Origin of the sequence: Chryseobacterium oleae (assembly GCF_900115055.1) — a bacterium.
Taxonomy (GTDB): domain Bacteria; phylum Bacteroidota; class Bacteroidia; order Flavobacteriales; family Weeksellaceae; genus Chryseobacterium; species Chryseobacterium oleae.
Map to the genome: position 1 here is coordinate 654,193 of NZ_FOVD01000003.1, position 21,704 is coordinate 675,896.

General features: G+C 35.1%; 23 protein-coding genes and 1 tRNA gene. 8 read left to right on the top strand and 16 right to left on the bottom strand.

The features are described 5' to 3' along the window. Positions 1-133: 133 nt before the first annotated feature. Positions 134-556, top strand: coding sequence for a transposase (locus BM143_RS13575; RefSeq protein WP_090025022.1), 423 nt, complete (start codon positions 134-136; stop codon positions 554-556). A gap of 15 nt (positions 557-571) precedes the next feature. Further along, on the top strand, positions 572-898 hold the full coding sequence (locus BM143_RS13580) for a transposase (protein ID WP_090024974.1): 327 nt from the start codon (positions 572-574) through the stop codon (positions 896-898). 1,034 nt (positions 899-1,932) lie between these two features. On the opposite strand, the gene BM143_RS13585 is transcribed toward BM143_RS13580, so the two are convergent. Continuing rightward, positions 1,933-2,400: a JAB domain-containing protein gene (locus tag BM143_RS13585; protein ID WP_090024975.1), complete on the bottom strand. Its 468-nt coding sequence runs from the start codon at positions 2,398-2,400 to the stop codon at positions 1,933-1,935. Positions 2,401-2,853: 453 nt separating this feature from the next. Between BM143_RS13585 and BM143_RS13590 the strand changes: the two genes are divergently transcribed. Next, positions 2,854-3,120 (top strand): helix-turn-helix domain-containing protein, encoded by a 267-nt coding sequence (locus BM143_RS13590; protein ID WP_090024976.1) that lies wholly within the window; start codon positions 2,854-2,856, stop codon positions 3,118-3,120. A gap of 316 nt (positions 3,121-3,436) precedes the next feature. Here the strand turns inward: BM143_RS13590 and BM143_RS13600 are convergent, their stop codons facing one another. The 7 genes from BM143_RS13600 to BM143_RS13630 all read right to left on the bottom strand — a co-directional run bounded on the left by BM143_RS13600 (position 3,437) and on the right by BM143_RS13630 (position 8,260). Further along, positions 3,437-4,819, bottom strand: a complete 1,383-nt coding sequence (locus tag BM143_RS13600) for a site-specific integrase (protein ID WP_090024978.1) — start codon at positions 4,817-4,819, stop codon at positions 3,437-3,439. 274 nt (positions 4,820-5,093) lie between these two features. After that, a tRNA-Ser gene (locus BM143_RS13605) sits at positions 5,094-5,178 on the bottom strand. 189 nt (positions 5,179-5,367) lie between these two features. Then, complete coding sequence (locus tag BM143_RS13610) at positions 5,368-5,796, bottom strand: hypothetical protein (RefSeq protein ID WP_228430808.1); 429 nt, start codon at positions 5,794-5,796, stop codon at positions 5,368-5,370. Positions 5,797-5,802: 6 nt separating this feature from the next. Then, positions 5,803-6,150 (bottom strand): DoxX family protein, encoded by a 348-nt coding sequence (locus tag BM143_RS13615; RefSeq protein ID WP_090024979.1) that lies wholly within the window; start codon positions 6,148-6,150, stop codon positions 5,803-5,805. 82 nt (positions 6,151-6,232) lie between these two features. Further along, a complete protein-coding gene (locus BM143_RS13620; RefSeq protein WP_090024980.1) occupies positions 6,233-6,805 on the bottom strand; it encodes a DUF6624 domain-containing protein in 573 nt (190 codons plus the stop codon). A 26-nt stretch (positions 6,806-6,831) separates the two neighbouring features. After that, the gene (locus BM143_RS13625; protein ID WP_090024981.1) at positions 6,832-7,467 is read right to left on the bottom strand and encodes an ATP-binding cassette domain-containing protein; all 636 of its coding nucleotides are present in this window, start codon (positions 7,465-7,467) and stop codon (positions 6,832-6,834) included. Beyond that, positions 7,454-8,260 carry a hypothetical protein gene (locus tag BM143_RS13630; RefSeq protein WP_139222048.1) on the bottom strand — a complete coding sequence of 269 codons (807 nt, stop codon included), beginning with the start codon at positions 8,258-8,260 and terminating at the stop codon, positions 7,454-7,456. Before BM143_RS13630 ends, BM143_RS13625 begins: the two co-directional genes overlap by 14 nt. A 607-nt stretch (positions 8,261-8,867) precedes the next feature. On the opposite strand from BM143_RS13630, the gene BM143_RS13635 reads away from it, so the two are divergent. From BM143_RS13635 to BM143_RS13650, 4 genes are all read left to right on the top strand, one after another. Beyond that, positions 8,868-11,450 (top strand): S8 family serine peptidase, encoded by a 2,583-nt coding sequence (locus BM143_RS13635; protein ID WP_090024983.1) that lies wholly within the window; start codon positions 8,868-8,870, stop codon positions 11,448-11,450. A gap of 323 nt (positions 11,451-11,773) precedes the next feature. Beyond that, positions 11,774-14,584 (top strand): TonB-dependent receptor, encoded by a 2,811-nt coding sequence (locus tag BM143_RS13640; protein WP_090024984.1) that lies wholly within the window; start codon positions 11,774-11,776, stop codon positions 14,582-14,584. A gap of 4 nt (positions 14,585-14,588) precedes the next feature. Next, entirely contained in the window at positions 14,589-15,623 is a 1,035-nt protein-coding gene (locus tag BM143_RS13645; protein ID WP_090024985.1) for a phytase, read from the top strand. 282 nt (positions 15,624-15,905) lie between these two features. Continuing rightward, the gene (locus tag BM143_RS13650) at positions 15,906-16,100 is read left to right on the top strand and encodes a bacteriocin-like protein (protein WP_090024986.1); all 195 of its coding nucleotides are present in this window, start codon (positions 15,906-15,908) and stop codon (positions 16,098-16,100) included. A 288-nt stretch (positions 16,101-16,388) separates the two neighbouring features. Here BM143_RS13650 and BM143_RS13655 read toward each other — a convergent pair whose 3' ends face one another. The 8 genes from BM143_RS13655 to BM143_RS24265 form a co-directional block, all read right to left on the bottom strand. Beyond that, positions 16,389-16,985 carry a hypothetical protein gene (locus BM143_RS13655; RefSeq protein ID WP_090024987.1) on the bottom strand — a complete coding sequence of 199 codons (597 nt, stop codon included), beginning with the start codon at positions 16,983-16,985 and terminating at the stop codon, positions 16,389-16,391. 200 nt (positions 16,986-17,185) lie between these two features. After that, the gene (locus BM143_RS13660; protein WP_090024988.1) at positions 17,186-17,674 is read right to left on the bottom strand and encodes a hypothetical protein; all 489 of its coding nucleotides are present in this window, start codon (positions 17,672-17,674) and stop codon (positions 17,186-17,188) included. Further along, the gene (locus tag BM143_RS24030; protein ID WP_167375293.1) at positions 17,649-17,861 is read right to left on the bottom strand and encodes a hypothetical protein; all 213 of its coding nucleotides are present in this window, start codon (positions 17,859-17,861) and stop codon (positions 17,649-17,651) included. The genes BM143_RS13660 and BM143_RS24030 overlap by 26 nt, the downstream gene beginning before the upstream one ends. Continuing rightward, on the bottom strand, positions 17,836-18,030 hold the full coding sequence (locus BM143_RS13670) for a hypothetical protein (RefSeq protein WP_090024990.1): 195 nt from the start codon (positions 18,028-18,030) through the stop codon (positions 17,836-17,838). Before BM143_RS13670 ends, BM143_RS24030 begins: the two co-directional genes overlap by 26 nt. A 122-nt stretch (positions 18,031-18,152) precedes the next feature. Continuing rightward, positions 18,153-18,749 carry a hypothetical protein gene (locus tag BM143_RS13675; RefSeq protein WP_090024991.1) on the bottom strand — a complete coding sequence of 199 codons (597 nt, stop codon included), beginning with the start codon at positions 18,747-18,749 and terminating at the stop codon, positions 18,153-18,155. Continuing rightward, on the bottom strand, positions 18,746-19,687 hold the full coding sequence (locus BM143_RS13680; RefSeq protein WP_090024992.1) for an RHS repeat-associated core domain-containing protein: 942 nt from the start codon (positions 19,685-19,687) through the stop codon (positions 18,746-18,748). Before BM143_RS13680 ends, BM143_RS13675 begins: the two co-directional genes overlap by 4 nt. 243 nt (positions 19,688-19,930) lie before the next feature. Next, positions 19,931-20,335: a hypothetical protein gene (locus BM143_RS13685; RefSeq protein ID WP_090024993.1), complete on the bottom strand. Its 405-nt coding sequence runs from the start codon at positions 20,333-20,335 to the stop codon at positions 19,931-19,933. Further along, positions 20,313-21,269 carry an RHS repeat-associated core domain-containing protein gene (locus BM143_RS24265; protein WP_090024994.1) on the bottom strand — a complete coding sequence of 319 codons (957 nt, stop codon included), beginning with the start codon at positions 21,267-21,269 and terminating at the stop codon, positions 20,313-20,315. Before BM143_RS24265 ends, BM143_RS13685 begins: the two co-directional genes overlap by 23 nt. A 200-nt stretch (positions 21,270-21,469) precedes the next feature. On the opposite strand from BM143_RS24265, the gene BM143_RS23760 reads away from it, so the two are divergent. Beyond that, a partial coding sequence (locus BM143_RS23760) for a helix-turn-helix domain-containing protein (protein ID WP_139222049.1) occupies positions 21,470-21,704 on the top strand: 235 nt, incomplete at its 3' end.

Genomic DNA, 21,704 nt, shown 5'->3' on the forward strand with positions numbered 1-21,704 from the left:
ACGATAAAAAATTTACACTAATATCATATCAACAATATTCTATTAGTAGGGAATTTATGAAACCAATATCATCCAATTATTGATTTATAACATAATAATGTCCTTCCCTCTCCTATTAAAATTAATACTGCTTATGACTACCAATTTTAGAAATATTCATATTGGAAAGTTCATTCAGTTGCGCGTTAAGGAAAGCAAAATTGACTTAACCCGGATCTGCAACTTTATGAAATGTACAGAAATTGAAATCAACGAAATGTACCTACAGGAAGACCTATCCACTAGTATATTACTGAGATGGAGCAAACTGCTTGAATATGATTTCTTCAGACTATATTCACAGCATTTGATACTCTATGCCCCACCTTCTGCTTCAATCCGGGAATCCATTGTCTCAAAACTGCCTCGCTTTAGGAAGAACATCTATACCCGGGAAATGATAGATTTTATTATGGAGCTCATAGAGAAGCAAGAAAAGACCAAGCGGCAAATTACTGCTGAATATGGGATTCCTTATACCACTTTATGCAAGTGGGTAGCAAAAAATAATAAATAACATCATCAAACAGAAATGGAAAAACAGAATCAACCAAATTATAAACTGATCTATTCAGACATCATTGAACGAAAATTCCCTCATAAGAAAGCAGAATGCGAAAAGTTATTAGAAAAAAAAATACTTTCCACTATGGACATTCTGGAACTGAATAACAGAATTTTTGGTGCCAAAAATCAAGATTCAAAAAAGATGAATCAAAAACTTCGCTCTTACAATAAAACAGATATAATACGCATTCTTGATTACCAGAAAAATCATAGAATGAACAATATTCAGGTAGCGGAGCACTTTGGATTAAGCAAAAACTCGATGACCAAATGGAGAAGGATGTTTCAATAGTATGCAAAATATCAATTCCTTGCACATCCCTATGCTAACACTTATGTTAATCTCCTTATTGAGCGTTGAGGCTTTCTGGATGATCTTGAACCAGCTAAGATCAATATCCGGTCTTTCTTTTTCAATGACAGGTAATGGCGAATTTGAGCGGAATCGATCATAAATCCCATCCTTTAACGTAGGAACTTTATGACCTACAAGAACAATACTTGTCTGTTCGGATTGGTAGTGTCCATTGTTATATGATTTTTTTTGTTTACAATTAAAGTATTTGAATCAAGAGATTTTTGATATGCATCATCATCAAAACTGTCTGTTATCGCTTTTGAATAAAGTCCCTGCCGTTGTCAATATTTTAATAATGCTCATTCTTTTTTATTTTCTACCACAAAGTTCATAACTATGAACACAACTGAAGTAGCTAAATTAAGGTAAGTTATAACAGAATCTCTGTTTTTCAGTAACAGTTAGAAACTCAATTGGAAAGGTTTAGAAAAAAAGGAAATGTAAAGAATTATCCTGATGCATACTCTTTTTATAAGCTACATTAAAGTTGGTTTATTACCAACTTCAATGTTATATATATATTTTACTATCCGAAAAGTCCGAAAACTTAATAAAATCAACATGCCAAGAAGATTCGAACTTGAAGTATTAAATCTGAAATACTAAGCCTCCTAAAATTAGAAATGGCTTATCCATATTACTGCGAAATATCTTTATTACTCCTTTGCTAACAAATGATTTATAGAAATTAATTTATCAAGATCATTTAAAAAATCGTTCGAATTTACTCTTGGTGGGGTCGATGTTTATATCAACATTAATAATTGTCTATAAGATAGGATTAATAAAGAAAAACCTCTCAATACTATTTGATTATTGAAGCCCAATACCAAAAAATCTTTTCGTATTTTACAACGAAAAGACCCTTCCGATCAAAGAGAGGGGCTGGTCTTTTCGCTCGAAAATTTCACAAAGGAACGGCAATTTTTAATCGCTGTTCTCTTTGCATTATTTGTATGTAAAAACACCTACAAAATCCCTTCATCTGCAAATGACATATATTCGGTAGAGGTTAGAATACAATGATCAAGCAATTGTATGTTTAGAAATTTTGAAGCTTCTTTTATTTGCTGAGTCATTTTTACATCTTCAGCCGAAGCTTTTAAGTGGCCTGAAGGATGGTTATGCATAATAATAATAATAATAATAATAATAATAATAATGCATGATGCATTACATAAAAGAGCGGCCTGCATGATAATTCTAACATCTACAATCGTTGAGGAAATTCCGGATTCAGAAATTTTCTTTATTCCTAAAACTTTATTCGCCTGACTTAGATAGAGCGTGTAAAATGATTCTCTATAATCAATTTCATCACTGTCAAAATGCTCTCTAAATACATCACCAGCATCTCTTGAATCCGTTATTAATCTTTCACAGTTCCCTTCTCTGGAATAACTTAATTTAATTTCATTAACTACATTAAATCTCATCTTTTTTGCTCTGAGTACGGCAGAGACTGATATTTCCCGTACTTAATTAGTGACTTTTTTTCCACATTTTCTCCTTCCTTACTAAAGCATTCATAAGGGTTCTCTAAATATTTTTCAAAAGCAAAACCGGAAAAAAGAAAGCAGATAATTTAAGTGGACAATGTGGAAAACCAAAAGGAAACGGAATAATTGGAGGGCACCTTTAGGGTGGAAACCGTTTATGCCGTAGTCTTATGGGTAGAGATAAAAGATGGCTAGCTGCTATACCGTAGCTCCCTTTTTACCGGTTGACGACGAAAAATTCTCTATCCGAAAATAGTATTATAGTCTAATTTTAAAGGTATCTCACATTACAATTTTGATTCTAAAATCCAGAAAATAGTAGTCATACTATTCCTAATTCCGACAGAATAATTATTCGACAATATAATTTCCCAAATTCACACAAAAAAAATGGAACAAATTACAAGAGATCACTTAAGACAGCTAAGATTAGAAATAGTAAGTGACATAAAAAAAATATTAAGTATGAAAGGGACCGATAAGCAGGAATTTGATATTGATTGGCTACGCAGCAAAGCTATAAGGCGAATAATGAATATATCTCCCGCTACTCTTCAGAATTTGCGGATAACAGGGAAAATACGTTTTCGTAAAGTAATGGGCTCATATTATTACAGCAGAACCGATTTACTTAAATTATTCGAAGATGGAAAATAATGCAGTCTATTGGTTAAATTTCATAAAAATGGCATCAAATGATTCCAGACTAAATGTGTGGCATATGGCTCTTATTCTTGCTTTAGTGCAGCTCGCCTATTCACAAGATGAGCGTAACATTATAAGGGTAAGCAGAAGCAGACTGATGTCACTTTCGCATATCAATACTTTTCCTACCTATCACAAATATTTTAAACAGATCCAAGATCTTGGTTATATAAAATATATTCCTAATTATCACCCTGGATATCGTAGTACTGTTGAATTTTTATTGCCATGAAGCCATACTTTCTCTTATGTAGATGCTAAAATATTTTTAGCTAAGATCATTTTTAAATTTACTCAGTCTTTCTTCAAATTGCATAAATTTTTCTTCAAAACCATTATGCTCTCCTAATTTGTAATATCGTTTTAGATTTATTAGATCATTTTCAAATTGTTCCAACACTAACGAAAAGTCTTTAATAGATTCCTGTTTGAATCCTCCAGATAATCTGTCTCTTAGCTCCAGCATTTCCCTACTAATTGTCTCCTGCTCTGTAATAGCGTAATCTTCGGTCTGTGATATTGAGTGGTGCCCTAACATTTCTTTGACAACATGAATAGGTACACCATTGTTTAGTGTGATGGTGCTTGCAAATGTACGTCTTGCTTTATGCGTGTTGAGCGTACTGTAAACTTTGCTCAGCACAGCGATTTCTTTGAGATATTCATTCATTTTTTGATTGGATTTCACCGGAAGCACCAATCCACGTTCCACACAAAGAGGGTGATTTTCATATTTTTTCATGATTTGTATAGCATTTGGAAGCAGGGGAATATCGGTACTCGATTTTGTCTTCTGCCTGTTACTCATAATCCAAAGTTCTTCATCAATTCCCCGCTTTATGTCAGTTTTTTTTAACTGCTTAATATCAACATATGCCAGCCCCGTATAGCACTGGAAAACAAAGATGTCTCTTACCGTACTTAGACGTTCACTATCAAATTGCTTTGTTTCCAGTAAGTAAAGTTCTGCCCGGGTTAAAGGCTCTTTTAAAATTTTAATCTTTTTACCCTTAAATAATAGGAACGGATCCTTTGGAATAATTTCTTTAGCAATGGCACGAAGAACAATCTTTTTGAAATTCGCTATATATTTCAAAGTTGTATTATTTCCACATTTCCTTACGGTTTTTAGGTACATTTCATAATCTTTGATAAATTCATAATTAAGTTCCCGAAACTCAAGGTCCTCTTTTTGATATTTAAAAAGAATAAATTCCTGTACATGTGCCCGAGCGGTCACAAAACGCGTATGAGTACCAATAGCATATTCGTTAGGCACTAAGGCAAACACTTCATCATTATGCTTCTGAAACTCTTCGAGTACTTTAGATTTTGACGGATTATTACCTTTCACAAATTCAATAATGCGCAGTGCCGTAATTGTCTTTCCTTCATTGATCAATTCAGTTCTATAGTTACTGACATTATTCACCAATGAATCCAGAAAAAAGTTAAGACTTCTAGCATCCTCTCTTGTCCCTACAGCCCTTTCCGTATTCTGATCCCATCTTTTGGCATCCCATTTTCTTTTCGTGGAAGTCTCTTTAGGTATTCCATCAACAGTAACTCTCAAATAAACGTACCTGATCATATCAGCTTTTCTTTTTGGCGTCTTCAAAAAGAAGGTTAGCCCGTAACTGTTTTCCAGCATAATTCAACAATTTTTAAATATTAGTAAATGTCGAATTAAAGTGTCAATGAGTCAAGTCGTTAACGTTATTTACCCGTTGATCTACAGGCTTTTACGTCAATTTCTGTGGCAATTATTTTAGAATTTTAAAAGTGCCACGAAGTTGCCATATAGTTTTTGAGTATTTTTGAAAATAATGACTATATAGCCCAAAAATAAAAAACCTGCACTTAGTTAAAATTGCAGGTTTTAAAAGCTTTTTAAGCATTTTTTGAGTTTTACTCTTGCTTTTCAGCGGAGAGAGAGGGATTCGAACCCCCGGACCTGTTACAGTCAATAGTTTTCAAGACTATCGCAATCGACCACTCTGCCATCTCTCCTGAATCACGGCTATACCGTTGTTTTCAGTGGTGCAAATATATAACGTTTTTTGAAACTGACAAAATATTTTTCACACTTTCTGAAAAAACATTGATTCATCGAATCATTGATGCTTTTGTTTATAAAAATTCCCAGACACAGAAGGGCTTGGCAACGATCTGATTCTGAATAAAATTCGAAGATCCGTCTTATTTTGCCTGACCGATATCCAGCCTGTCAAATTTCCCGTCATTATTTTTGTGAAATTTAAAGTACGTGCGGAATGTACCCCACTTCCCTGCTTCAAAATTTCCGTAAATGTCTTTGCCCTCATTTTCCACTTTATCTATATTGAGAAATTTTTCCTTTCCCAGAGCATTTGAAAAGAATGATTTAAAATCTATGGTATTACCGTCATCAGTCATCCCCGGATTTTCAGTGAAGAACGTGTACCAGTTCTGATCGCCATCCTGCAATGCCTGAATAGCTTGTCTTACCATATCATCTGTTATTTTTGATAAATCCATATTGGTTTGTTTTTGTGTTCTAATTGTTTTTTGAGACTCTTTCTTCTGTGTTTGTCCGCACGCCATCCATGACAGGGAAATAACAGCTACCATAGCGAAGTTCCTTATCATGATAATCTATTGTTTTAAAGGGTGTTGAAGGTAAATAATCAGCAGGTTCAGAAGAAGAAACGGAATTTCGATCATGGCTCCCTTAAAATCTCTGTCTTGTAGCTGAAAACATATAATGAGTAATATTCCGGCAGCCATCAGGAAATTTCCCCAGACAAATGTTTTAGGAAATAGAATCAGTATCGCTGCGATGATGGTTATTGCTCCATTGATCATCAGTCCGGTTTTGCTAAAGCCCCATTTTCCAAACATGGCCGTCATTTCCGGTTTACCCATAACCATGGCTGTTCCTTGTTTTATTCCCATAAAAACAGCCGTCAGGATAAGTAAAGAATTGATAATTTTTAAGATCATTTGTTTGCATTTATACAAATATGCAGTAAATAAATGAATGATCTATGGAGAAATTTTCGGAAGTTATTTAAATTGTATTGTTTTATCTTATCTCAGAAATCCATCCGGTTTTGATTCTCCAAAATGTATAATCCGGATCTTTACCGTCTATCTCCGGAATATCTTCTATTAAAGGAATTTTGTTGATTTCTTCCTGAGTTAAAAGGGGCAAATTTATCTCTACCCGCCTATTGTTCAGAATATTCTTATCTTCTACAGGATAAATGCTTCCTTCTGCAGTCAGCTGTGTACCGTACCGCTGTGGTTTACTCTGAAAAACCTGGATTCTATCATACAGATAAGCGATGTTGGACGGATTAATATCTCCACTGTTTTCAATCATCAAATCATAACATGCTTTCATGAATTCAGGTTCGCCAATAGCATGCTGAATGATAAGCCATGCGGCATCACTTGCCTTCTCTCCCACTTTTGAAATGGTAGGAAATCCAATTGCTTTGATCATTTCCCGTAGCCGATCTGCATTTTGCCTGTGCACCTTTTCCATTTCAGGATGATATCCACGGGAAAGCTTACCTTCAGCAACCAATTTTTCTCTTATTGACAGGTCTTTTTCTGCCAGATCAATTAATTCTTTTGACCATATTTCATTCATCGTTTTTTAGGTTTAATGGAGTAATTCTAAAATTTCAAAGTATTTAATTCATCAAACTCGTTCTTTTCATATACTTTTTCAATCCTTCCATTCTGCAACACAGCGATCTTATCGCAGGTATGGAAAAGAGTTTCAATGATATGAGAACTTATAATCACTATTTTATGCTCTGATCTCAATTGTTTAATGATATCGTAGAGAATGTGAACACCTTCAAAATCCACTCCGTTAAAAGGCTCATCCAGAATATTGATAGGCTTGTCCAGCATCAGCATTCCAATCAGTGCCAGTTTTTTCTTCATTCCGCTGGAGTAATACTGCACATATTTTGTCAAAGGAAGGTTGAACTTTTCAGTGAATTCATTAAAATTAATGCCTTTTTTACCTGAAAAATAAGATAAATACTCTTCTCCGGTGATGTAAGGATAAAAATAATTTTCCGTCTCCAGATAAGAAACAGAACTCCTCTTCAGAATTTTGTCCTGCCAGTGGATAGTTCCTGAGAATTTAATGCTTTGGTATAAAGAATCAAACAATGTGGTTTTTCCCGCACCATTTTTTCCAAGGATACCAATGACATTCCCTTCCTGTATGGACAGATCTATCCCTTTTAAGACTTTCTGGTTTTTGAATTCAACCTGTAAATTTTTAATCTCCAACATAGGTTCTGATATTTTGTTCTGCCTTTTTTATATCGTTCTTCAACACCAGCAAGGCCGGAATTACTGTGAGACTACAGAAAATGTATTCTATATAAACACTGATATTATAATAACCTCTCTTTTCTTTATAGTGATAAAGTCTATATTTTCTGCTGATAATAAGAAGAAAATACAAATTCATGAATGCAAAATAATATAACAGATACAAGCTGTCTTGGGGATTTATAATCAGAAAGAACACATAAACGGGAAGCAGAAGTACATTGAAAAACAATGAATTTTTCCTTATTTTTTCTTTTAGGCTAAACTTTTTAAAATACATTTCAAACATTTCCTTGTTTTCATAAGGCTCATAGATATCTGAAACGTAATCCATCAGAAAAACTCCAGCGACAATAAGTGATCCGGGATGATAAGACGAAGCCAGAACAATCCCATATCCTGCCATTGCCAACCAGCTATTATTTCTCAGGAAACTTTTCCATTCAAATAACTGATTAGAAACAAAATTCCATTTCAGAGCAGGATTAATGTTCGTTTTGGGAAAGAAAAAAGCAAATCCTACGATCAAAATATATAAAGCCAAGCCGGCCTCTTCCAGTTTATAATGAATATTACCCATCAGTAAAACTGTATAAATTAATGCGGATTCAAGCACAACAACTGCCCGCCAGCTTTTTTCAAAAACCTTCTTCAAAAAAGGAATGTCTTTTCTTCCTCCATGGAAAACAAGTGCTGACATGAAAAATAAAACCGGATAATAATGATCTGACGGCAGCTTTACCAGGATCATAACAATGAAAATGATTACAAAAGGTATACTCACTCTCATATCAAGATTAAAAATCCTGAATATCTGTTGAAATCTGAATACAAAATGGCTGAATAGTTTTTTCAATGGCTTAAATCTTCTCTGTGACATTAGAAAATGAATAGATATTTCTGATATCATATCCTTTTTCATTTGACAGAATATCTGGAAATTCATTCATCATAACTATCTTTTTCAAGGCTATTATTTTTTTGGATTGCAAATTGATAAAAATTTTTTAAATACTCAGGCTATAATGGTTTATTCTAATTAAAAAACATCATAATCTGAAAATAAATATCCAAATCTCTCTCCAAATTGGACATATTCATCCTGCTCAAAAATAAATCCTTCACTTTAGCGTGATATGGGTCCTTGTTTATCTTCTTAAAAAGATATTTTAACTGGAAAAATATTGTTATTCAGTGATTTTATTGTTAACTAAAAAAAACATAAAACATTAATAATAAACAGTTTAAAAAACATTTATTATTAACTCGCCCATTACGACATCAAAATCATATACGCTAAACATTACATTTGGTTCAGAACAAAGTTTATCCTATTTACCACAACCAAAAAAAAATTTATGAAAAAGAAATCCATTTTGCTGGGTGCTTTACTTGCAGCCGGTATTACTATTGCACATGCCCAGACTCAAGAAGAGAGGGCAAACATTCTCAAGGGAACCAATGTGACTGTACTTGAAAAATTATCTCAGGAATATTCAGTACAATTTGCCCGTGAAAAAAGTGAAGCACTGGAATTTGCCAAAAAAAATAATATTCCTGTCATTATCAATAACAGAGACGGCTCTATGCAGGAATTAATGAAGATCGTCAATGGAAAGCCCATCTACTTCACCAATAATAATGTAGCAGCAGCCAAATCTACAAGAGCCAATCACTTGAACTCGGGCGGGTCTTTGGGATTGAACCTGGCAGGAGAGAATATTCAAGTTGGTGTTTGGGATGGTGATACTGTCCGCATGAGCCATCAGGAATTTGGCACGCGCGTAACAGCTGGTGATAATGGAAATCCAAATTTTAGTCAACTGAACCGGGACCATGCTACTCATGTTTCAGGAACAATTGCAGCAAGTGGAGTCAACGCCGCAGCTAAAGGAATGGCCCCAAAATCGAAAATCAAATCATATGATTGGAATAATGATATTTCTGAAATGGCTATCGATGCATCGCAGGGACTTATTATTTCCAATCACTCTTACGGGAATAGACCTGATCTTCTTGAAGACTGGCAATTTGGAGCCTATACTGGTTATTCTTCCGAATACGATAGAGTTCTGTTTAATGCTCCTTATTACGTAGTATGTAAATCTGCAGGCAACAGTGGTGGCAGTGGCTATAATGCATCCCCTGTTGGAGGAGGGTCTTCAAGGCTTTTTGATAACCTTAGTGATGGTGCTGTTGCAAAAAACACTATTGTTGTAGCTAATGCCAATGACGCTAATATCAATAGTGCCGGGAATCTGGTTTCCGTATCCATAAATTCCTCCAGCAGCGAAGGTCCTACTGATGATCTGAGAATCAAACCGGATATTACAGGAAACGGAACTGAGCTTTATTCTCCTGTATCTTCTTCCAATACAGCTTATGAATCTTACACAGGAACTTCTATGTCATCTCCAAACGTCACAGGAACACTGGTGCTGGTGAATGAACATTTCAAAAACCAAACGGGAAACTTCATGCTGGGAGCAGCACTAAAAGGTTTAGCATTGCATACTGCCGATGACGCAGGTGCAGCAGGGCCCGATGTGAATTTCGGGTGGGGATTGCTTAATGCAAAGAAAATGGCGGAAACCATTAATAACCGAACTACTACAGCACTTATTTCTGATAAAACATTATCAGCCGGAGGAACAGAAACGATATCTGTTAATGCTGATGGAGTAAGCCCGGTTATTGCATCCATCTCTTGGTATGACCGTCCGGGAGCCACACAAACTTCAAGCAGCCAGCTAAACAGCACCACCAAAAGATTGGTCAACGATCTTGACTTGCGTATTGTAAGTTCCAACGGGCAAACGTACTACCCATGGGCACTTACTTCCAGATCTACGAATAATAAGCAGGACAATAACAGTGACAATTTTGAGCGTGTAGATGCAGGGGTACTTCCTGCAGGACAATATTCAGTTGTAGTCACTCATAAAGGGACTTTAACCGGAGGCTCACAAAACTATACCCTGATTGTAACAGGGAAAAGTTCAGGAACAACTCCTGTAACCCCAACGTGTAACGTTCCTACCAATCTGGTCAGCAGCAATATTACAACTGGCGGCGCTACCCTTTCCTGGACAGCTTCCTCATCTGCTAACACAGGCTACACCGTAGAATATCAATCAGGGTCTGCTACAAACTGGACAGCAGCCTACACAGGCACAGCAACAACGACAACTATTTCAGGCCTTACTGCAGGAAGCAGCTATACATGGAGAGTAAAAACCAACTGCAGTACAACAGCAGCCAGTGCATACGTTTCATCAAACTTTACGACAGTTGCCAGCCCATCTACCTCTTGTGCACAGGCGTATGAAACGAACAACACTTTAGCTGCAGCTTATGGAATCAACACCAATACAGATTACAAAGCTGCTATAGGAACCAATGGAGATCTGGATTACTATAAATATACAGTAGCTCAGGGAACTTACACGGTAAACCTTACGGAACTTTCCCATGATATTGATATTGAACTGCAAAACAGCAACGGAACCAGATTGGTGCTTTCCGAAAATGGAGACACAAGCAATGAGCAGATATCAAGAACATTAAGCGCAGGGACTTATTATTTAAAAGTGTACGGATATCAGAGTTTCAATGCCAACAGCTGTTATAAACTCAGAGTAACCAACAGTGCAGCCAATTCAGTATTTGCTGCCACGGGTTCCGAACTGCCATCTGGTAAGGGAGATCAACTGAAAGTATATCCTAATCCTGCCAAAGATCAGATCAATATACATCTGACCATTAAAGGAGAGAAAACATCTGTCATCAAAATTTATGATGTTTCCGGAAAACAGATATTAACGCAGAATGCCGTGAATGGTGAAAATACCATTAATATTTCACGCCTTGCTGCAGGATCGTACATTCTTTCAGCAGAAAGTGACAGCCAAAAGCTTAGTCAGAAATTTATCAAACAATAGTTTTTATAAAGTTTCATTTTAGCAAATTTTAATATATTTTAATAGCCGGCCAGATTTAATGATTGAATTACTTCATGGCCGGTTTTCATTAAAAATCCAAAGTTCTTTTCAGGGGGATTTTATTAAAAGCTTGATCCTATCAAAAGCTGATTATAATAAGTTTTTAAAGTACTTTTTCACCAGCCGGCCGGACTTAATGATTTATTAGTCCGGTCCGGCTTTTTATACACTGTTCACAAATCCTTAAAATAATCGTAATCTATATTTCAGGTAGTTTCCCAAACAGACGTTTAATTTTGTTCAGATTTAATATACTGTATAAAGTGAAGAAAATTTTTACCTCTGTTTTATTTTGTGCATCTCTGTTTTTCTATGCACAAACCGGAACTGTCTCCGGAAATATCAATGATGATTCAAAATTATCCCTGCCGGGTGCAAAGATCTCTCTGATACCTGGGAATATCTACACAACCTCCGATGATCATGGAAATTTTGTCTTTCTGAACGTTCCTCCCGGAAACTACACAATGAAAGTAGATTATCTCGGCTACGGAACCAGCGAATACAATGTAAGTGTAGAAGCTGAAAAGAATACAAAGCAAAATATTATTTTCACCAGAAAAGAAACTACCATTGCAGAAGTGGTAGTCACGGGAGCTACTCTTAAAAACCAGGCCAGAGCATTAAATAAGCAAAAAAACAATGCCAATATCACGAATGTAATTTCATCCGACCAGATCGGACGTTTTCCTGATGCCAATATCGGGGATGCTTTAAAGCGTGTTCCCGGAATTACTATACAAAATGATCAGGGTGAAGCCAGAAACTTGATTATCCGCGGTTTGGCTCCAAATCTAAACTCTGTAACCTTGAACGGTGACAGAATTCCATCCGCAGAAGGTGACAACCGAAATGTTCAGATGGATCTTATCCCTTCTGATATGATCTCTACTATTGAGGTGAATAAAACGCTGACACCTGATATGGATGCCGATGCCATCGGTGGATCTGTCAACCTGATCACAAGGGCTTCTCCTAACGGACAGAGAATTTCAGCAACGGTAGCCGGTGGTTATAATCCAATCCGTGAAAAAGGGAATTATACAGCCGGATTCGTTTATGGAAACCGTTTTTTAAATAAGAAACTAGGCGCTGTTTTGAGTTTCTCCTACAATAACAATAATTTCGGTTCAGACAATATTGAACCGACATGGAGTCTTGCCAACGATGCTGCGCAGACCGCTTACGTCAGCAAAATGGGTGTCCGTTATTATAATGAACACCGGATCAGGCACAGTTTTGATCTGAATATGGATTATGAATTTAATTCCAAAAACAAGATCTATGCTTCGGCGATGTACAATTTCAGAACGGATAAGGAAAACAGGTTTGCATTAGGTTATAAAGTAAAACCTGTTTATAATAGTGATGAAACAGAAATCACAGGATGGAAAGGCAGCATTACCAGACAAAATAAAGGTGGAGATGCTGATAATGACAATACGCGTCTTGAAAGACAGAAAGTACAGAATTATGCATTAAGAGGAGAACATCTTCTGGGTTCAAAAATCGATCTTGACTGGTCTATGAACTATGCCACGGCAAGTGAAAAGAAACCTCACGAACGTTATATAGAGTTTGAAAATGGAAAGATGAATTTTTCCTCTGACCTGAGTGATCCGGGAAGGCCGATGATCACGCCTCTTTCTGCAGATAATCTGGGCATTTATCAGTTAAGCGATCTTTCGGATTCGAATAGTTTTACACAGGAAAAAGAGTTTGGCGCCAAGGTGAATGTCCGTTTTCCTTTTTCTGTTATTGAAAATCAAAAAGGTAGGCTTCGTGCAGGTTTACGTCTGCGTTTAAAGGAAAAAGAGCGAAACAATGATTATTATGCTTTTGAACCTTTAGATACGATGGGAAGTCTGTTGTCCGTTCCTACGGTTCATTTTGACGGGCAAAATTTCCAACCGGGGAATTATGTTCCGGGAACTTTCGTGAATCCATCTTACATCGGTGGTTTGGATCTGTTTAATCCTGATTTATTTAAAGGAGAATCAAAGCCTGAAGAATTCCTTTCCAGTAATTATACAGCGAAAGAGAATATCTATGCCGGATACATCAGATGGGATCAGGATTTCAATGACAAATTCTCAATGATTGTGGGAGCTCGTTTTGAAACAACAAAAATTGACTATACAGGAAATTATGTGTTGGATGAAGAGGATCTGGCAGGAAAAATCAACCGAACCAATACCTATACCAATGTACTTCCGAATTTGTCGTTTAAATATGTTCCCGTTCAGGATCTGGTACTTCGTGCGGCATTTACAACAGCTTTGGCCCGTCCGAATTACTATTCACTGGTTCCTTATCTCAACGTTATTTCCGCAGATGAAACCATCGCAGCCGGAAATCCGGATTTAAAGGCAACATACGCTTATAATTTCGATTTTATGGCGGAGAAATACTTTAAATCGGTGGGAATACTTTCCGGAGGACTTTTTTACAAGAATCTTAAAGATTTTATTTATACGTATTCCAGAAGAAATTATACAACCGGAGATTTTGCGAATGATTTTGCGGGACAGTCCAACCCTATTCCTTCGGGAGAAAGTAACTGGAGATTTACCCAACAGCGTAATGGTGATAATGTAGATATTTACGGTTTTGAGGTGGCACTTCAGAGACAACTGGACTTTATTCCGGGAGCCTTCTGGAAAGGTCTTGGAGTCTATGTGAACTATACCTATACAAAATCCAAAGCCAAAGGAATTACCAATGAAGATGGCGTGGAAAGAACGGATGTAGGTCTTCCGGGCGCTGCTCCTCATATGTTCAACGGATCGCTTTCATGGGAAAACAAGCGTTTCTCAGCAAGGGTTTCGATGAATTATGCTTCTCATTATATTGATGAATTGGGTGGTAAATCATTTGAAGACCGTTATTATGACAAGCAGGTTTTCCTTGATGCGAATGCTTCTTACAAGATCACAAGCCAGCTGAGAGTTTTCGCAGAAGCCAATAATCTGACGAATCAGCCGTTACGTTATTACCAGGGAATTCAGAGCAGAACCGCACAGGTTGAATATTACAGACCGAGATTCACTTTAGGGGTGAAATTTGATTTTTAAACGCATGAAAAAGATACCATTTATATTCGCTGTTTCAGTTCTGCCTTTTGTGGTAAGCTGCAGCACTCAACATTTAGGAAAAAAAATACAACCTTCCGTTATTACAGAAACCGTTATGCATGATACGGATGATCCGGCGATCTGGATCAATCCCGAAGATGCCTCAAAAAGTATAATTATCGGGACCGATAAAGATACGGATGGCGGACTTTATGCTTTCGATCTGAACGGAAAGATCATCCACAAGGTTCCGGGATTAAAACGTCCAAACAATGTAGATCTGGAATATGGATTTATGTTAAACGGAAAGAAAACGGATATTGCCGCCGTCACCGAAAGGGAAACGAATACCGTAAAACTCTACAGCCTTCCTGATCTGAAGGAAGTTGGTGAATTTACCGTATTTGATGGTGAAACGGAGCGTGATCCGATGGGTATTTCGATGTACAAAAACCCTGCAACGGGAGAAATTCATGCTGTGGTAGGAAGAAAATCCGGCCCGGCTGATGGCTATCTTTGGCAGTATCAACTCTCCGAAAAAGAGGGAAAGATAACAGGTGAGGTTGTCCGTAAGTTTGGAAAATACAGCGGACTGAAAGAGATCGAAAGCATTGCTGTAGATGATGAAATGGGGTATATTTATTATTCTGATGAGCAATTTGGAGTGCATCAGTATTACGCAGATCCGGCGAAAGGGAATGAAGAGCTTTTGGTTTTCGGAAAGGGTGATTTTAAATCTGATGTGGAAGGTATTTCCATCTACCCTACTTCTTCCCAAACAGGCTACATTCTGGTTTCCAACCAACAGAAAGATACTTTTAATGTATATCTGAGAGAAAATCCTGCAAAGGGAAAAATTGCAGAAATCCCGGTTTCTACCAGCGAAAGCGACGGTTCAGAAGTAACGAATGTGAATCTAGGTCCGAAATTTCCCAAAGGAGTATTCGTAGCGATGAGCAATGGAAGAGTCTTCCATTTTTATGACTGGAGGCTTATTGAGGAGAGAATTCAGGCAGCACAGAATTCTAAATTAAAATAGAACATTTTCATAGACATAATTGCTCTTTTGGGCGATGATCAACCACTGCAATTGCGGTGGTTTTTTGATGAAATACGAGTCGCCATTTTTAGTCTGATGATTGATTATAATACACAAAAAGTCAGCAACATCTTAAAACCCAAAACAGTAAATTAATTTATTCTGACCATTTTTGATAATTATTTTAATGTCATATACAAAAAATCACTAATTTGGGATAAACTAAAAGCGGAATCTGAAAAGCTTAACAAAGAGTAGGAAAAAACTCAAAAAAATTAATTCATGAAAAATCTTACAAAAATTTCGAGAGAGGGTTTAAAATCAGTAACAGGAGGAACTAAAGAAGGATGTCCGGGGCCTGGATCACCGTTCTACCGTCCTTACGATACACAAGAACAATGTGAAAATGCAACAGGAAAAACCTGTTATTTTTTAGAGCAAGGCTATTGTTTCAATGAGGGATGGTTTGCTAATTAACCTTTAAAAAATACAGAATCAGAACTTTACGACATTATAACAAAACCAGCTTTCAGGAGCTGGTTTTTCTGTTTTTATAAAGTCTGTCATTATGAATTTGAGAAGTTGATGAGTAGGAAGTTTTTATAATTCTTCTCATCCACTCACCATTTCTTCTACTCCTAGCTCCTACTCTTAATTGGCTTATGGAATTTCTTCTGGTGATAGATATAGCAGCTTAAAACCACTGTAAAATTGCAGTGGTTTTGTTTTGTCACAGGTAGGTACAAGCGAGGGCAGTAGAGATGTTTATTTTATTCTATACAATTCTATCATTTTAACCTTTCCATTATTTTTTGTAACAACGTTCCAATGTGTGTGTAAACCAATTTTTCCATTACTTTTATTGCTAACATATTCTGATTTTCCTGTTTTCAGATACTCATCAATTTTTCCAATAGTCTCTTTTTCATATTTACTAACTTCAAATTCCTCATTTTTATCAATAAATTGACCGTTTTGATCTTCAAAATAATGTTTCAGACCGTAGTAATTGCTATCAATTTTTAAAATTGTCTTCGTACTATACGGTATAGGAACATTATCACTAATATAGTTGATAATTAAAAAGTCATTCTCATCCGAAGTTTTCTCTAACATCTTTAAAGTATTTGACCTAAAGAAATTTAAATATTCTAATCGCGCAGTGCAGGCGTCTTGAATAGTTTTAATTGTTGTCTCATCAAATTTATTTTTGCGGAATTCATTACCTTCTTTTTTACAATTCTGAATATCCTTGTCATTTATTTTGAAGAATGAAAGAATGTCTGATTGTAAATTTTGATTTTTCTGTGCTTTACAAGAATATGTAAAAAGTAAAGCAATACATATTAGAAAGATTCTCATTTTATTTTTTATAGTATTGTAATACCGATTTAAATCTGAAGACACCTGATTTTGACAAATTTATAACATTGAATTCATTTGATAAACCGTTTTCAAGAGCACCTGTGTTGTTTCTTACAAAACTTCATTGGGGACACGAGCGAGACGCTCGCGCCAGCGGACTGCTAAAATCAGATCAGTAACAATATAAATTAATAATATTATTCTGAACTTTTACAATTATTTTCCATGAAATAATTAATCTGTTCTTCATTAGTAACTAATTTATTATTCTTAAAATATAGAACATAGCCATTAATAAGACTTTGATTTCCTTTTGGTAACATTTTTATATCATAATCTGTAGATTGTAAATACCTATCAAAAAAATTTATATTCTTATTATTAATCATATTATCATCAAGCTCATAAATTATCAATACTCCTTTATAAAAATACGTTTTGTATATTCTACTTTTCTTTTCATCACAGAACAATAGGTCTTTCTTACTAACGGTAAATAAGAGTTTATTTTTACAATCCACCATTAAATTTATTTGAATAAATTTAAACGTTTTTTTGTCCTCTATCCATTTATCAAAATAATGATATAATGAATTTTGAGTTTTAGTTTGAGCCTCTAAATAATTGAAATTAAAAATTAAAAGTAAAATGATTACAATCTTAATTTTTCTTATATTTTCCTTCATAAGCTTTAATTATCTTAGAACTATTGTAAATTATCGTAGTATTATATTTAGCAGCATAAACAAAATTAATAGCCTTCGCACTCGATTCAGCAGCTACTCTATCTCCTTCATTAGTTTTTCCAATCGATTTAAATATATATTCATTTTCTTTAGTTGGAAATTTAGACATAATAAAACCTTGCTCCATAATTATACATACCCGTCTCCTGAAGCTCTTTCCCATTGTACTTATAACTGTAATACCCTCCAAGCTTAGAATTACCGAGCATGCCTTCTATATGATTGAGACCATATGGATAATAGTTGTTGGTATCTGTTACTTCAAGAGCTCCTGTGCTGTTTTTGGCAAAACTCACTCTGGCATTTCCTAGATGGTCCCTATACTGGTAAATATAACGGTTTTCTCAAATGGTAAACCACTGCAATTTTACAGTGGTTTTGTTTTATCAAAGGGCACAAGCTATGACATTTGATATGTTTATTTTATTCTAAACAATTCAATCATTCTAACTTTTCCATTATTTCTTACTACAATATACCAATGTGTATTTGCACCGATTAATCCTGCACTTTTATCGCCTACATATTCTGATCTACCTATTTTTAAATATTCTTCAATTTTTTGAATATTCTCTATTTCTGATTTACTAACTTCAAACTCCTCATCTTTATCAACAAATTGACCGTTTTGATCTTTAAAATAATGTTTTAAACCATAGTAGTTATTATCTATTTTCAAAATAGTTCTTGTTCTGTATGGAGAATATGAATTATCACTAATATAATTAATAATTAAAAAATCTTTCTCATCAGAAGTTTTTTCCAACATCCTTAGAGTATTATCTTTATAAAAATTAAAATATTTATAATGATCAATGCACTGATCATAAACAGTTTCAATAGTTGTTGTGTAAATTTTCTGTTTGAGTAATTCTTCCCTCTCTTTTTTACAATTCTGAATATCCTTGTCATTTATTTTGAAGAATGAAAGAATGTCTGATTGTAGATTTTGATTTTTCTGTGCTTTACAGGAAGTCGTAAAAAGCAAAACTAAACATATTAAAAAGATTCTCATTTTTTTTGTTTTTTAGCATTATCATAGTAATTAAATCTATTTGTCAAAGGCATACCACATCTTATATAATTATCATAAGCTTCAAGTGAACCACCTCCTCTCATATTAAAGCGTATGTTTTTTCCATAATTATTGTAATATAAACTATTACCCGCACTATCAATAAGAATTGTCTTAACATCTACCCCTGTTGCTACTTTATTATTATCATTTATTAAATAGGAAACCCTTAATGGTAATCCATTTTCAGCTCTGATCATATTCTCTTTGTGACTTGCATATATTTCTCCTGAGCTTACATCTGGCCTTGTCCATTTAGGAAACATAATATAATTGGATGGATCTTCTTTATGTGCTAATTCGTGTCCGAGATTCACAAAAAAAGGTGACTCTTGATAGCCATTTGTTTGTGGTAGGAATTTTGTCATTTTGGGATCTAACTTTATCGGATCTGACTTTTCTACTCCAGCATCAAATGTTCCTTTTTGATAAATAATATTTACATTATTTTTATCGTTATCAAAATAGGATACTAATTTCTTACCAGTATCTCCTCCATTTATTCCTACCTGTTCTAATCTTTGTAGTCCTGCTACAATTCCTACTACATTCTCTGATAAAGATACACTTGGGTCAACTGCCTGCCATTTTCCATCGACCTGATGCTGGGTTTGCCCATTGGAGTATCTGTATTGGTTATCTCCATCTGTAATTGTAATCCATAAACCATCAGGGTCTATAAAGCGAATTGGGTTATTGATAGCATAATTATAAGGTGAAAAGTTATGTCCTTTTTCACTTAAGGGATCCATCTGAGCCCATCTGCCTAAATCCGGCATATAGCTTCTCCAACCATAATCATACATCCCAGTCTCCTGCAATTCCTTCCCGTTGTACTTATAACTGTAATACCCTCCAAGCTTAGAATTACCGAGCATGCCTTCTATATGATTGAGACCATATGGATAATAGTTGTTGGTATCTGTTACTTCAAGAGCTCCTGTGCTGTTTTGGCAAAACTTACTCTGGCATTTCCTAAATGATCTGTACTGGTAAATATAACAGTTTTCTCAAATAGCAAACCACTGCAATTTTACAGTGGTTTTGTTTTGTCTAAGGGTATAAGCCACACTCTTGTTCTAGTGATGGAGATAGATGTTCGTGCCAGCATGGTAGAGAACTTATTGTCGTATACAGTGATTGATTATTTGATCAGATGTATACAATATAGGCTGGTGATTAATACTTCCTTTCCAAATAATTTGATTATCAAAAGAAATAGAAGTATTATCATACTCACTACTTGTAATAGCTCTATCTAAAGAATACTTTTTTAATTTTAAATTATATGAAATACCTATTTTTACAGCATTACATTTAATGAGATTTTTTCCTTTCTTTTCGGAAATTAAAAAACTTTTCTTTTCTCCTTTTATTTCTAAAATATAAAAATTAGATGTCTTAATAATCTTATTAAATATTATACTGTCTGGAGAAATATTCGACCTGTCCTGCGCAAAACAAGATGATGTTACAATAAGAACTAAATTAATAAATATTAATTTAATTAGGAACTTTATTTTCATAGAGAGGGTATTTTTTACCATTTATATCAAGATATATCTTTTCTGTTACTGATCCATCCCGATTTTTCTTTATATCTTTACCTGGAATTCCGTTTCTAATCCTATCTGGATCTAGTGCACTAGCTTTATTATGTGCATTTAAGTAATTGGGTATATTTCCTTTATTAGATCCCGGTGTTTCAGATGCAGATATGTAGCTTTCTAAAATTTCATGTAAAGCTGCCGAACCTTGTGGCGATTTTTCTGCTTTATCCACTTTTTCTGCCTGATTTGGATTTAAAGTCTGATAACCTTCAGTAATCGTTTCACCATTTTCATTTTTAACAACCTTATTTCCTCCATAAGCACCACTTACAATATAATTCCCATCAGCTGTTTGATTTGCACTTGTCGCTTCTAAATTAACTATGACACTCTGATCATTAGTCGCTTCTAAAAGTTTCTGTTCAGCTTTTGTTGCTTTTGCTCCCTCCTTTACTGAACCTGTGACTTTACCATTCTCATCAAGTTTTAAATCAAGATTTGTTGTTTTAGATTGTAATTGCTTAAAAGCTTTATCTTTTAAATCTCCTGTAATTACAACATCACTTACACCTCTACCATCAGGATCTATAAACCTTAAAGGATTATTCATTGCATAGTTAAATGGGGACCATCTTCTATATTGTTCTGCCAGCGGATCCACCACACCCCATCTTCCCAGATCCGCCATATAAAACCTTGCTCCATAATCATACATTCCCGTCTCCTGAAGTTCCTTCCCATTGTATTTATAACTGTAATACCCTCCAAAATTAGAACTACTAAGCATTCCTTCAATATGATTGAGGCCAAATGGATAATAATTGTTGGTATCTGTTACTTCAAGAACTCCTGCGCTGTTTTTAGCAAAACTTACTCTGGCATTTCCTAAATGATCTCTGTACTGGTAAATATAACGGTTTTCTCAAATAGTAAACCACTGCAATTTTACAGTGGTTTTGTTTTGTTCGGGACACGAGCGAGACGCTCGCTCCAGCCGACGGGGGTACGAACAGAATCGACAAAATTAGAGGCTACCCAAACTTTTAGGACAGCCTCTTTATTTAAATTATTGTCTAGTCCTGAAATAGCGATACAAAAAAAAGAATCGTTATGGAAGAACAATTAAAATCGCTTTATATAAAGCGCACTCAGAAAGATTACAGTTTAAGTTTAAAACTTCAAATTGTAAAAGAAGTCGAATCGGGAGAGTCCACCATCAGTCATTGCCGCCAAAAATATGGGATACAATCCCATGCAACTGTTTTGAATTGGCTCAGAAAATATGGTAACTTTGATTGGGATTATCAAAGACCACATACCATGCAAAAAACACCTGAACAACGTA

Coding starts and splice junctions, on each gene's coding strand:
- BM143_RS13660 (WP_090024988.1), bottom strand. CDS start 17,674: ATGAAGGAAAATATAAGAAAAATTAAGATTGTAATCATTTTACTTTTA.
- BM143_RS13685 (WP_090024993.1), bottom strand. CDS start 20,335: ATGAAAATAAAGTTCCTAATTAAATTAATATTTATTAATTTAGTTCTT.
- BM143_RS13675 (WP_090024991.1), bottom strand. CDS start 18,749: ATGAGAATCTTTTTAATATGTTTAGTTTTGCTTTTTACGACTTCCTGT.
- BM143_RS13590 (WP_090024976.1), top strand. CDS start 2,854: ATGGAACAAATTACAAGAGATCACTTAAGACAGCTAAGATTAGAAATA.
- BM143_RS13680 (WP_090024992.1), bottom strand. CDS start 19,687: ATGCTCGGTAATTCTAAGCTTGGAGGGTATTACAGTTATAAGTACAAC.
- BM143_RS13575 (WP_090025022.1), top strand. CDS start 134: ATGACTACCAATTTTAGAAATATTCATATTGGAAAGTTCATTCAGTTG.
- BM143_RS13580 (WP_090024974.1), top strand. CDS start 572: ATGGAAAAACAGAATCAACCAAATTATAAACTGATCTATTCAGACATC.
- BM143_RS13585 (WP_090024975.1), bottom strand. CDS start 2,400: ATGAGATTTAATGTAGTTAATGAAATTAAATTAAGTTATTCCAGAGAA.
- BM143_RS13600 (WP_090024978.1), bottom strand. CDS start 4,819: ATGCTGGAAAACAGTTACGGGCTAACCTTCTTTTTGAAGACGCCAAAA.
- BM143_RS13635 (WP_090024983.1), top strand. CDS start 8,868: ATGAAAAAGAAATCCATTTTGCTGGGTGCTTTACTTGCAGCCGGTATT.
- BM143_RS13650 (WP_090024986.1), top strand. CDS start 15,906: ATGAAAAATCTTACAAAAATTTCGAGAGAGGGTTTAAAATCAGTAACA.
- BM143_RS13645 (WP_090024985.1), top strand. CDS start 14,589: ATGAAAAAGATACCATTTATATTCGCTGTTTCAGTTCTGCCTTTTGTG.
- BM143_RS13620 (WP_090024980.1), bottom strand. CDS start 6,805: ATGAATGAAATATGGTCAAAAGAATTAATTGATCTGGCAGAAAAAGAC.
- BM143_RS13615 (WP_090024979.1), bottom strand. CDS start 6,150: ATGATCTTAAAAATTATCAATTCTTTACTTATCCTGACGGCTGTTTTT.
- BM143_RS24030 (WP_167375293.1), bottom strand. CDS start 17,861: ATGGAGCAAGGTTTTATTATGTCTAAATTTCCAACTAAAGAAAATGAA.
- BM143_RS13625 (WP_090024981.1), bottom strand. CDS start 7,467: ATGTTGGAGATTAAAAATTTACAGGTTGAATTCAAAAACCAGAAAGTC.
- BM143_RS13610 (WP_228430808.1), bottom strand. CDS start 5,796: ATGATAAGGAACTTCGCTATGGTAGCTGTTATTTCCCTGTCATGGATG.
- BM143_RS13655 (WP_090024987.1), bottom strand. CDS start 16,985: ATGAGAATCTTTCTAATATGTATTGCTTTACTTTTTACATATTCTTGT.
- BM143_RS13630 (WP_139222048.1), bottom strand. CDS start 8,260: ATGATCCTGGTAAAGCTGCCGTCAGATCATTATTATCCGGTTTTATTT.